The organism is Bacillus sp. MM09(2025), assembly GCF_050496725.1.
GTDB lineage: Bacteria > Bacillota > Bacilli > Bacillales > Bacillaceae > Bacillus > Bacillus pumilus.
The window spans coordinates 1,234,005-1,245,618 of record NZ_JBNWEN010000004.1; the positions used below are offsets into that span (position 1 = coordinate 1,234,005).

General features: G+C 38.4%; 12 protein-coding genes and 1 pseudogene. 2 read left to right on the forward strand and 11 right to left on the reverse strand.

The window, feature by feature from the left end:
* Nucleotides 1-40: 40 nt before the first annotated feature.
* Genes ACQYAC_RS12635 through ACQYAC_RS12645 form a run of 3 tightly spaced genes read right to left on the reverse strand, consistent with a single transcriptional unit; the run spans nt 41 to nt 1,958 of the window.
* Complete coding sequence (locus ACQYAC_RS12635; protein WP_429943425.1) at nt 41-916, reverse strand: LysR family transcriptional regulator; 876 nt, start codon at nt 914-916, stop codon at nt 41-43.
* Nucleotides 917-925: 9 nt separating this feature from the next.
* On the reverse strand, nt 926-1,432 hold the full coding sequence (locus tag ACQYAC_RS12640; protein ID WP_429943426.1) for a hypothetical protein: 507 nt from the start codon (nt 1,430-1,432) through the stop codon (nt 926-928).
* A gap of 16 nt (nt 1,433-1,448) precedes the next feature.
* The gene (locus ACQYAC_RS12645; protein WP_429943427.1) at nt 1,449-1,958 is read right to left on the reverse strand and encodes an LURP-one-related/scramblase family protein; all 510 of its coding nucleotides are present in this window, start codon (nt 1,956-1,958) and stop codon (nt 1,449-1,451) included.
* A 149-nt stretch (nt 1,959-2,107) separates the two neighbouring features.
* Here ACQYAC_RS12645 and ACQYAC_RS12650 point away from each other — a divergent pair, with 149 nt between their 5' ends.
* Together ACQYAC_RS12650 and ACQYAC_RS12655 are read left to right on the forward strand one after the other, a co-directional pair.
* Entirely contained in the window at nt 2,108-2,356 is a 249-nt protein-coding gene (locus tag ACQYAC_RS12650; protein WP_058013239.1) for a hypothetical protein, read from the forward strand.
* Nucleotides 2,357-2,373: 17 nt separating this feature from the next.
* Complete coding sequence (locus ACQYAC_RS12655; protein ID WP_429943428.1) at nt 2,374-2,616, forward strand: hypothetical protein; 243 nt, start codon at nt 2,374-2,376, stop codon at nt 2,614-2,616.
* A 51-nt stretch (nt 2,617-2,667) separates the two neighbouring features.
* Here the strand turns inward: ACQYAC_RS12655 and ACQYAC_RS12660 are convergent, their stop codons facing one another.
* The 8 genes and pseudogenes from ACQYAC_RS12660 to ACQYAC_RS12695 form a co-directional block, all read right to left on the reverse strand.
* On the reverse strand, nt 2,668-4,038 hold the full coding sequence (locus tag ACQYAC_RS12660; protein WP_429943429.1) for a sensor histidine kinase: 1,371 nt from the start codon (nt 4,036-4,038) through the stop codon (nt 2,668-2,670).
* Nucleotides 4,035-4,706, reverse strand: a complete 672-nt coding sequence (locus ACQYAC_RS12665) for a response regulator transcription factor (RefSeq protein WP_144461418.1) — start codon at nt 4,704-4,706, stop codon at nt 4,035-4,037. Before ACQYAC_RS12665 ends, ACQYAC_RS12660 begins: the two co-directional genes overlap by 4 nt.
* Nucleotides 4,707-6,824, reverse strand: a complete 2,118-nt coding sequence (locus ACQYAC_RS12670; protein ID WP_429943430.1) for an MMPL family transporter — start codon at nt 6,822-6,824, stop codon at nt 4,707-4,709. It lies immediately after the preceding gene.
* A gap of 103 nt (nt 6,825-6,927) precedes the next feature.
* Nucleotides 6,928-7,794 (reverse strand): MBL fold metallo-hydrolase, encoded by an 867-nt coding sequence (locus ACQYAC_RS12675; protein ID WP_410581568.1) that lies wholly within the window; start codon nt 7,792-7,794, stop codon nt 6,928-6,930.
* A 72-nt stretch (nt 7,795-7,866) separates the two neighbouring features.
* Nucleotides 7,867-9,033 (reverse strand): MFS transporter, encoded by a 1,167-nt coding sequence (locus tag ACQYAC_RS12680; RefSeq protein WP_058013234.1) that lies wholly within the window; start codon nt 9,031-9,033, stop codon nt 7,867-7,869.
* Between the two features lie 137 nt (nt 9,034-9,170).
* Nucleotides 9,171-9,473: an ArsR/SmtB family transcription factor gene (locus ACQYAC_RS12685; protein ID WP_045034889.1), complete on the reverse strand. Its 303-nt coding sequence runs from the start codon at nt 9,471-9,473 to the stop codon at nt 9,171-9,173.
* Nucleotides 9,474-9,517: 44 nt separating this feature from the next.
* Nucleotides 9,518-9,656, reverse strand: a pseudogene (locus ACQYAC_RS12690) (MBL fold metallo-hydrolase); the annotation flags it as partial.
* A gap of 69 nt (nt 9,657-9,725) precedes the next feature.
* Nucleotides 9,726-11,555 (reverse strand): hypothetical protein, encoded by a 1,830-nt coding sequence (locus ACQYAC_RS12695; RefSeq protein ID WP_429943431.1) that lies wholly within the window; start codon nt 11,553-11,555, stop codon nt 9,726-9,728.
* Nucleotides 11,556-11,614 lie beyond the last annotated feature (59 nt).

Sequence of the window (11,614 nt, forward strand, 5' to 3'; positions counted from 1 at the left end):
GCCATCAGCTTGAATGGGTGACATCCTGTTCAAGCTGATTCTACTTGAAATGATCTTTGACCACTTCGATCCATCTTATAGCCGATGGAGATGCCGCTTTGAATGATTTGAACGCCAAGTTGATCTCACGATATACGCTTTTCTCAAGTGGAATCACTTTCGTATCAGACATCTGCTCCGGCAAAATTAACGTCGGAATAATGGTCACTCCAAGTCCCTCTTGAACCATAGAAATGAGCGTATTGTTGTCTCCTATTTCAAACAAAACATGAGGCTTCTTCACGCCTCTTTCTTTTAATAATTTCTTAACGAGCAGGTCACAGCCCGCTTTTGGCATAATGAATGCTTCATCATGTAACGAGTCAACTTCTATCACTTTCTTCGTATTGAAGCGATGATCCTCTTGCATCAGAACCACCAATTCATCTTGGAAAAGTGGAATGGTTTCGAATTCTCTCGATGGCTGCGTTAAAAAACCAACATCAATCGTACCAGACGCAATCCATTCCTCAATCTCCTCATAACCACCTTCATATAACTCTACTTGGATATTGGGATACACTTTGGTAAAACGGTGAATCAGCTGCGGAAGCATTTTTGAAGAAAAACTAGAAAACGTTCCGATCTTGATACTCCCCACTTCCATCCCTTGAATTAGCGCCGCCTCCTGCTCAAGCAATGACGCATGATGAATGATTTGCCGAAGATGCGGCATCACCCGCTCACCTGCGTCCGTTAACGACAACCCGTTTCGATTTCGCCGAAGCAGCACAACCCCTAACTCTGACTCAAGCTTCGCAATATTATGACTGACTCCAGACTGCGTTAGTCCAAGCTTCTCCCCGGCTTTTGTAAAACTGCCGCACTCGACGACTGTTAGAAATACTTTGTATTGGAATGTGATCAGTTTGGTCACCTCACAAACTTATATTAGATCTTGGCAAAATCTACTGTTAGATATTTCTTTGATTTTTCGATTTAACTGTTGTTCTATTAGTTGAAAGCATGTCTGCTTAATCCATAAATGTTTAAATGTATAAAGTTGTTCTTTTTCATCTCCATGCAAGTCTTCATCTTCCTCTAACTGAAAATCAGTTAAATCGATGTTGTCATGAACATGCATTTTCATAAAAACATGAGCATTGTGAAAATCATGCATATGTTCTACTAAAAAAGAAATCTCAGTGATAAAATCCTCAAATGCATCTCCTTCAATCGTTTTTTCAAGATCCACATGACTATGAATATCAATTGAAAGGTAATTATCTCTTTCATCCAATTCTGATTGGGTAGCTAGCGGATTATCGTGAATTGTTGCTTTTCTATTCACATCTGTAATGGAGAAATAAATGATGATGTCTTGATTATCGAGAAATTCATACTCCCATATTTCTGCATCTCTTAATCTTAAAATGCGGGTGAGATTGGCCAATTTTTTAGCCCTCCAATTAATTATTCATCGTTGTCGACGAAGACGACCTAGACGCTGCTTCATCAGCCTTCACACAATCAATCGCAACAACGAGCGCAATCATCACAGGCTCCATCTCTTCTTTCAAAATATCAACCTTATAGCTGTCACCCCAAGTAAACCATTCCTTCTTCACCTGGCCGATCACTTCGCCATTCTGCAGCACCTGGAAATTCATATCCCACCAGTTACCTTGCACTTCTATACCCGCTGCATCAATTGAATATTTTGCTTTAAAGAACGTAAACTCTTTTTTGATTGTCAATACCTCTTGACCACCAACTTCTACTAAAAACTTCGGCAAAAAGCTAAACATTTTCTTCGTAATTACAGCAATTTCTTCTCGTTCTGTATTCAGAATGGTAAACGTCTTCGGTACCTTCATAAAACTGCCTTCGACCACATACACATCGTTCTCCTGCTGATCCTTTACTGTAAACCTGCCGCTTAGACTAAATACTTTCTGCTTCATGTATAGTTGCTTCATACGTACCTCCGATTAAATTCAAACTTTTATCAGTCATTTATCCATTCTTTATTTACATCTAATTATACCAAAAAATAGAATGATCAAATAACATGTCGAAACTCATGCAAGTTATAATGGAAATATAATCAAAATTGAGAGGAGACCTCATGAAAAAAATAGCGTTTTTTGACTGGACCATTCAATTACAAGCAGACTTAACAGCAATAACAGATCATCATGAAAAGAAGATGGTCATTTTAGAGCCATCCATTGAATTAAACGGTGTGATCTGGATAGATGAAAACAACGAGCTACAAATCAAACCTACTTGGGATTGTGTCATTACAATCGATCCAACCAACAAAACTCTAACAATCCGGCAAACAGAAGAAGTATTCGGAGAAGTGTACGAATGAAAAAAGCAGGAGGAACTATGAAGAAAATCACTTTTTATGATTGGACAGTTCACTATCCTGAACATTTAACAGCTGTCAAAGATGATACAGAAAAGAAAATGGTCTTTCTAGAACAGACTGTTGAATTTAAAGGGATTATCCGTATTGATGAGAATGATGAACTGCAAATGAAGCCAACGTGGGATTGTGTCATTAAGATTAATGCTAAAAACATGTCTGTTACAGTTCGTGATTCAGAAGATGTTGTAGGCTTGCCATAGACATTTAAAAGTCTCATTTGACACATCGCAAATGAGACTTTTCTTCACTAACTACTTCTTTGGAAAAACCGTCGTAAAAGTCGTTCCTTCTTCATTGCTTTCTACCTCAATAGAAGCATCGTGATAAGAGAGAACTTCTTGTACAATCGATAATCCCAGACCCATTCCATCTTTATTTCGTGCTTGATCTACCCTGTAGAATCGTTCAAATATTTTTTCCAATGTCTCTTTTTCTATTCCAATCCCCGTATCTCTGATCTTCACGACCGCTTCTGATTCATTTTCTTCACAATGAATACTGATCTCTCCGTACTCTTTGTTGTATTTAATCGCATTGCCAATTAAGTTCTCCCATACGTTGATCAGCAATGTACGGTCAGCATATACAGTGACAGGCTGTAAATCGATTTTAATTTCTAAGCCCTTCTCTTCTATCCGCCATAGCATTGAATGAACCACTTGATGAAGCTGATCATCGATCCTGACTAGTTGTTTATTCGTTGGATATGTCCCTTGATCAATTGAGGTAAGAATGAGAAGTTGTTTCGTTAAGTTTGATAATCGCTTCGCTTCTGTTTGAATAATGTGATTGTATTTTTTCCCTTCGCTTGACGAAAGCTCCCCATCCAGTAATTCAGAATATCCCCGGATATTGAGCAGCGGCGATTGGAAATCGTGCGAGACGTTATTCACGAATTTCTTTCTCGCTTGATCTGTATTCTCTAGCTTCTGCTGCATCATCCGAAAGCTATCGGCAAGCTGCCCAATTTCATCTTTGCGATTAATCATTAATGGGTACTGGAAGTTATGGTTGGCCATCTCTTGCGTTGCGCTCGTCAATTCTGAAAGGGATTGGGTGACCTTTCGAGACATCAATAAAATGCCAATGATGCTGCTAATAAATACGGCGAATATAAACCCAAATATAATCAAATGAAATTCTGTGAAAAGGCTAATATTATTTGGACGTAAAAATAATCCCCATTCTTCCCCTTCAATTTCTATTTTCGTTCCCACTGTATTTTCTATATCATTTGCGAAATGACTCATGATTAAATATGAATTTTTAAAGGATTTGATCCCATTGTACGCTTTTCCGCCTTCAAATAAGGCGTGCATTTGGTCATTCCATTGTGTCGTTTTAAAGGGTTCCCCAAACATCCGCATTTCTCCATCTTCTTTAACCAATGCAATTTGATACCCTAGATCGCTCATGGTTTGCAGAAAATCGGAAGATGCCTGTAATGTGATTTCGTGTTCTTTGATTTGTTTCGATAACTGCTCCGCAATGACTAAATAACGATCATTTAATTGCTCTTTTACAAAGGCATTGTAAATCAAATTCGAACAAATAAACCCAACAAAGATACTGATACAAACAATCAAACACGTATATAACATAAACCGTTGTTGTAGTCTCATTCTTTTACCTCTAGTTGATAGCCAAAACCACGAATTGTCACAATTTCAACATTCGCTTTAGCTCTTTTTAATCTCTCACGAATGCGGTTAATATGGGTGTTTAATGTGAATTCGGGTTGTTCTAACGTATCCCCCCAAATGTCATCAATTAAATCCCAGCGGCTCACATTGCGGTTTGCCCGCTGCAGCAGATAATGGAGAATTTCTAATTCCCGCATGGGCCAAATATATTGCTGATTCTCAATCATTAATTCCCAACGGTTCGTATCAATCTGAATATTCCCCGCAGTTGTTAAAGCTTCTATGGATTTACGATATCGCCGTAAAATGGCATTTACACGGAATAGCAGTTCTTTCGTTTCAAATGGTTTGACGATATAATCATCAATCCCTTGTTCAAATCCTTGCTGTTTATCTTCAATTTGTCCTTTCGCTGTCAGCATAATGACAGGCAATTCATATTGTTTGATCACAATGCTAGCCAGCTGAAAGCCATCCATTCCAGGCATCATCACATCAATAATCATGAGATCAAATGACTGATGTTGCAAAAAAGCAAGCGCTGCCTCAGCATTGCTTGCTTTTGTCACGTGATATCCTGCCTGCTCTAGATGGATGGACACTAATTGCAAAATGGCTTCATCATCATCCACGACCAATACATGCAATTATCCTTCCTCCTTTATCGCCTTAGCTTTGTCTTTTTCAAAGAATAATATGAGCGACGGCAGCAACATTCCTCGAACTAAGAATGTATCGATGATAATCCCAATAGCGACAATAAATCCAAAGATAAATAAGTCGGTAATGGGCATGGTCATTAATGCGGCAAACGTCGCGGCAAGAATGATTCCCGCTGAAGAAATGACCCCTCCTGTGTTTCGTATCGCCACTTCTAATGCAGCTTTGACGTGTAACGTTTTACGTTCTTCTAAGAAACGGCTCACAAGGATGATATTATAGTCAATTCCTAAAGCCACTAAAAAGATAAAGGCATAAACAGGGGCACGAGTAGAAATGGCATCATAACCAAATAACACATCAACTAAGAAAATGCCTAACCCTAAAGCAGATACAAAGGAGATTAAAATCGTCGCCATCATATAAATCGACATTTTGATCGAGCGTGTCAGAACGAGTAACAAGAGAAGAATGAGTAACGTTTCCAGCAAAACAATCTTTTGAATATCTGATTGATTCACTTGTTGTTCATCCACTAATTTAGCCGTTGTGCCCGCAAAAGATAGCTGAACCTCTTGACCATCTGATAAACGATACGTGGATTGATCTGTACGGAATTCTTTTAAAAATTCAATGGCCTCTATACTGTATGGATTCACCTTCAATGATATCGTCATTTTGCCATGCTCTCCATCTTTGGTAACTCCCGAAGGACGAGCCGACCCTATTTGGTCATTTTCTGAGAAATGAGAAGAGATTTCTTGTAAATGTTCCTGAGATAGGTTTTGACCGGTCACTAGCACCGTTGTCTGGGCTAGATCACCTTTATTAAATTGATCCTCGACGATTTCAAATGCGACACGAGAAGGTAAATCCTTCGGGAAATTTTTCACTGAGTTAAATTCATAATGTAAATTGAAAACATTCGCCCCTGTCACAAGTAAAAACAGTAAGACAGCACCGCCAATCAATCCTGGTTTTCGAACAACAAACTTTGCAATAGGCCCCCAAATGCCATGTTTCACTTCTTTCGCTTCACCATATTTGGGCACTTTCGGCCAAAATGCTTTGCGGCCAAATAATGCAAACAAGGCTGGAATCAGTGTGACAGAAGCCATCATAATGACCACCATCGCAGCACCAAAGATTGGCGCAAAGTTTTGATAATCACGAAAATCCGCCACAAATAATATGATCATAGCCGCAAATACTGTACCGCCTGCAAATAATACGGGTTTGGCTGTTGAACGCATCGCCACTTTCATCGCTTCAAATTGATTTTCATGATGTTGTAACTCCTCACGATAACGTGAGAAAACAAACAATGAATAATCAATCACAGCAGCAAATAACAAAATGCTCATAATCGAAGTGGTCGAGTTATTGATTTCAAGTCCACCGACGCCAAGTAAAGCCACGACTTGATTCACCACTTGATAGACAATCACCGTTGCAAATAATGGGATGATCGCTAATAACGGGGAACGATAAATGGCGATTAATAAAACCAATATGATCGCAACAGTGGCGAATAACAGCTTCAAGTCGGCAGATTCAAACAGCTTCACCGTATCCCCTGCTATACCAGCTGGGCCAGTAATATAAAAATCAGCATCTAGCCCCTTCGCTATGTTTGTACCGACTTCTGTTGTCTCATCATTAATCTTTGCATAATCAGCATTGCCTAATCCGGCTTCCAAATTCATTGGCACAATCATCGTCGATTGATCCTCTGATAAAAATGCGGATAACGCTTGAGGAGGCAATGCGGACACATCGACAATTTCTTCAATCCCCTGAATTTTTGCCTCTTTGATTCCTTTTATGATTGTTTTTACATCTTGAATAGCCAGCTTTCCATTAGGATGATGGAACACATATAATCCCGGAGTCCCTTTGTCACTTGGGAAATACTGATCTAACTGCTTTTGTGTCACGATAGACTGAGCATCACTAGGTAAAGATTGAAAGTTGCTCACTTTATGATCGCCCAATGTAGGACCAGCACTCAACCCTATCATGAGAACAAGCCAAATGATAACAGTCAGCCAAGCTCCCTTTTTTGTAGATATTTTATCAATAAATGATCTAAATACATTCATCAATGGTTCTCCTCCTTTTCTTACCGGTTCGAGTATATCGCCTGTATATAAACTTGATATAAACTCAGGGAAAAGGACGAGCTATGAAAATAAAAAAAGCAGAGGTTTATCCCTCTGCTAATCCTTCATAACCATTTACAAAATAAACGATCGTCTCCAACTCATCTTCTTTCAGTTCTCTGTTCACATGTGCTTGATATTCATTCACGATTCTCTGTCGATCTCCACCATAAAGATCAGTGTATTTCGCCATCATCCGAAGCTTATCTGTTTCCTGACGAAACTCCTCTTTTGACCATGGTCTTTGATGTGAAGGAATATACGTATCTGCATCAAAAGCATCTAGCTCATCTAAAAGACGCAAGATTTCTTTCACCGTATAATGTACTTTTTCGGCGTACATTTTCGGATAAATGCAATCAGCAAGAAACAGGATTTTCTCTTCTTTCACATACACGATCACTGAATCTGCCGCATGATCGCCCCCAACATGCTGCACAACACAAGTGACCCCGCCAAGATCAATCTCCATCCGACGGTCAAACGTGACATCCGGTAAAACCACCTGAATATCTCGATGATCCTGATATTCTTCTTTTATCGCCTTCGCGCAGAACTCAATCTCCGTTCCTTCCCTCACCCGCTCATCAATCGCCTCATCTGACCAAGAAAACGGAAGAAGCTTCTCCATTTCCTTTCTGGTCTTTGCAGAAGCAATTGAAACCGTATCAGGCAGCGCTGGCAGACCAAAAATATGATCCCAATGCCAATGCGTGAGGACAACCATATCGGGCTTGGCGTTCTCGTGCTTTAAAGTTTTTTGGATAAAATAGTTCGCATGATCTTCCGAGTTGCCGGCATCGATCATTAATGTTTTGTTATTGCCTACGACCATGCCTAGAATGGGGCGGTCGGTAAGTGATACTGGTGTGATGTACCAAAAACTCTGACCTGTTTTTTTAATTGAGTGCATAGGTGCTTCCTACTTTCTGTCATTATATTTTAAATTGAATCACGTTTTTTCCCATCGTTCTGCTGTTTATGATTAAGTATATCGAATTTCATTACTCGAAGTAGCACGTGAAGCCAATATTGTGACAATGATCGCGATTGCAACGCCTAAAGCCCCTACCCAAGTAACGGAAGATAGAGAAACTTTCTCTACAAAGATACCTCCAATAGCTGCACCTGCAGCCATCGCCAATTGCATCATTGACTGATTGAGACCTAATAGTATACCTGATGACTCTGGCTCCATTTTAGCTAAGTGATATTGTTGAGTCGGGCCAGAAGACCATGCAGCAAATGACCATAATATTAAAATGAGCAATACTCCAACATAAGAATGCGTAACTAGTGAGAGCAATATGAGCATGATGACATGTAATGTCATTCCACTAATCAGAGTAAAATTCACACCCCATCGATCGGTACTAAATCCACCAAACTTTGACCCAACTAGACTAGCAATCCCGAATATGAGAAGAACTCCACTCAGCAATTTGCTGCTTACACCTGATATGTTTAAAAGGTAAGGGGATAGATAGGTATAGGCAATTGAATAACCACCGAGCCAGAAAAAGGTGATGGCTAATCCCAACACTACTTTTGGTTTTTTAAAAAGAGCGAGTTGTTGAATTAAAGGTACAGGTTTATCCCCTTGGATTTTTGGAATCGTAAGAGAAATTATAGCCATAGCTAATAATCCGAGTAAGGCTATTCCTCCAAATACAGCTTTCCAACCAAAGAAATCACTAGTCATTCTGCCCAGTGGGACTCCAATGATCAATGATGCTGTAAATCCCATTACTACTGTAGCAATAGCGGTACCTTGCTTACCTTTTGGTGCAATTTTTTCAGCTATTGTTAATGCAGTAACTACGACCATCCCCGCTCCAAGAGCCATAATAATTCTTGACACAATAAATAATTGATACCCAGGGAGGACGAATGCCAGAATATTACCTAGAATAAAAACGCTAAGTGAAAATAACATTAACTTGCGCTTATTCATTCCCGATGTTAAAGCCATTAATACTGGGGTGAAGATGGCATACACAAGAGAAAAAATCGTAATTAACTGGCCAGCTGCAGCTATTGTAATCCCTAATGATTCAGAAATATTATCCAAAATACCAGAGATGATATACTCTGATGTACCAACTAAAAAACTTACAATAGCTAAAATGTAAATCTTTACAGTGTTTGACAATGTAGATCACTCCTTATATATAATACATTTACATATCTAGAATTGTTAATATGTATGGACAAAAAAACATATTACGATAAGTCGATGTGTATTTAATAAATGAAACTGAATTCTGATGTATGAATTCAGTTCATTTATTAAATATTTTTTTCTAGAATCTTAGCAATTTTTTTTATGGCATTTTCATCTCTTTTATAATACGTGTATTTACCTATACGCTCTGTCGTAATTAATCCAGCTCGTAGTAAAATTGAAAGGTATTGAGATGCTGTTGATTGCGTCATTTTCAATTTATCTGTTATTTGACTAACACATACCCCTGTAGTATTCATATCAATCCCTTCATGGGGTGTAAAATGACGATCAGGTTCCTTTAGCCATTGTAAAATTTGCAATCTGGATTCATTGGATAAGGCTTTAAAAACTTCTATTGGCTCCATACACCCCATTATATCGATAAATAACGATATGTCAACATGTGTTGTTGGAGATTCCTTACAACGTTGCCGGCATCGATCATTAATGTTTTGTTATTGCCTGCGACCATACCTAGGATGGGGCGGTCGGTGTGTGATACTGATGTGATGTAGGAGAAGGTTTGGCCTATTTTTTATTGTGTGCATGGTGTGCCTACTTTCTAATATTTTTAAGTTTTATCCCCGTTGAATTGTTATGCTCTACTTAATCAAATATTATTTCTTTAACAAATGTTTGGCTAACTTTCGATCTTCTTTATCATCAGTCTTAATGGATATATGTTCAATCAATTCCCTTGTGGCCGCTTTCTGCGCATACGAAGGAGGCCATTCCTTTAATACACTTAAAGCATGATACTGTAAATTTCCATCATCTGATCTAAGTGCAGCTTGAATCAATGACAATCCTACACCTTCGTGTTCATATAAATCTTGCACAATATATTGTAGACAAGCCACTTCATCATCGGAGAGGTTTAATAACGATAAATGTGTTTCTGCAAATGTGCAAAGCTCTCTAATATGCTCTTGATGATTTGTGTCCATCACAGCAAAGTATATTTCACTATTTGCCGGATCTTTCTCAAGTAAAGCAAATAGATGCTCAATCACATCTAAACGATAAAAGAGAGCGATTTCAAGTGCTTGGGAGCTAAAACCCTGTTGTAACGAATCGATCGCAAGCTTTGGCCATCTACTGTCATTAATAAACGGTTGAACAGCTTCCTGGATAGCCTTATAATCGTCCTGTTTCCATGAGGCATTCAATCGGTCTTCCCAAATCTCTTGTTCATCATTTAAAAACTCATTTATTTTCAATATTGTATAAAAGTCCTCAATTGCTTGGCAGTGCTTATGAGCATGGTGAATAAATCGGCAGAGAACTGAGCTTGCATTTGAATACTCATCGATTCCGTAGATAGAAACCTCATCTTCTAATAATGCTTGAATGATGAGACTCGCTCCATCATATAATTCTTTGGAAATTTCATCTTCTGATAAAGCTGTTTCCAGACCACCATTAAGAGCGCAAGTATAGGCTAAGTATTCATTCATGATTGTATTTTCGCAGCCCTTTGTTAGTAACCAACGTTTTATTTCTGGCGTCGAGGCTTCCATTTGCTCAACAGCCGAAATTTTTCCCCATCCATCAACAGACTTTGCAAGACGCCAAACATGTTCGTTTCCTTGAATTGTGCCATTCTTCAATGCAAACACGACATAAGAAGTAAATTCTTCATGCATACCTATTGTGAATAAAAGCTCTTTGTATTTTTCACAGTTCGTACATCCCAGTATCATGACTGCAAATTTGACGACCTCCCGATGTGCCGCATGCTCAAAAAGCCATAACGCTTCTTGCTGTACAAGAGACTCATCCCATTGTGTTTGTTGAAATCGGTCAATTAACTCACTGTTGCGACTCGCCATATTGTTAGAAATGATTTTTTCATATGTTTTTTTTCTAGTTTCGTTTGTAGGATGATTCAGTTGTATTTCAAAAAGCTTCAATAGTTTCTTCACATAAAAAGGGGCAGGTCGTTCATCTACATAATAATCAGATAAACCGGGAGCCAATCGTGGTTCATTTTCGTCAAATAAATAATCTTCATCGGGTAAACGGTCGTCTACTATTTTATGATGTGATTGAATTTGTTGTTGAATAAAGGGAACGATTTTCTCTTTATGATCCCATGGGAGAAAGTCTATCTTCATTGATTCATCTAAAACCGTTTCATGATCTACCTTCACCATACAACGAAATCGTACATACCCACCAAGTTTAACGGACACTTTGTGTTTTGTACCATCTTGAAGCTCCAATATCCCCGACAATTTTGAATATGGAATTATATGAGTCAATAAACTTTTTCGTTGTTTTTTATCAACTGTCACACCATCAATGATTAGTTGCTCTTCTTTTATTTGGTTTGTAATTTCTATAGAATGCCCTTTATATTCAATTTTCCATGTTTTATTTATTTCTTTTTCTACATCTTTTATTACGTTACGTATTTCATGTTTAAAGTCAGCTTTGAAACCCATGAAAGTCTCCTTTGAGTAATTGTAGATTGAATATGTGATCGTTCCCAATACCTGCTGTA

What these genes read in the sequence shown, in the direction of transcription:
- ACQYAC_RS12645 (WP_429943427.1), bottom strand. Translation starts at nt 1,958, where the DNA reads ATGAAGCAACTATACATGAAGCAGAAAGTATTTAGTCTAAGCGGCAGG.
- ACQYAC_RS12650 (WP_058013239.1), top strand. Translation starts at nt 2,108, where the DNA reads ATGAAAAAAATAGCGTTTTTTGACTGGACCATTCAATTACAAGCAGAC.
- ACQYAC_RS12655 (WP_429943428.1), top strand. Translation starts at nt 2,374, where the DNA reads ATGAAGAAAATCACTTTTTATGATTGGACAGTTCACTATCCTGAACAT.
- ACQYAC_RS12660 (WP_429943429.1), bottom strand. Translation starts at nt 4,038, where the DNA reads ATGAGACTACAACAACGGTTTATGTTATATACGTGTTTGATTGTTTGT.
- ACQYAC_RS12675 (WP_410581568.1), bottom strand. Translation starts at nt 7,794, where the DNA reads ATGCACTCAATTAAAAAAACAGGTCAGAGTTTTTGGTACATCACACCA.
- ACQYAC_RS12685 (WP_045034889.1), bottom strand. Translation starts at nt 9,473, where the DNA reads ATGGAGCCAATAGAAGTTTTTAAAGCCTTATCCAATGAATCCAGATTG.
- ACQYAC_RS12695 (WP_429943431.1), bottom strand. Translation starts at nt 11,555, where the DNA reads ATGGGTTTCAAAGCTGACTTTAAACATGAAATACGTAACGTAATAAAA.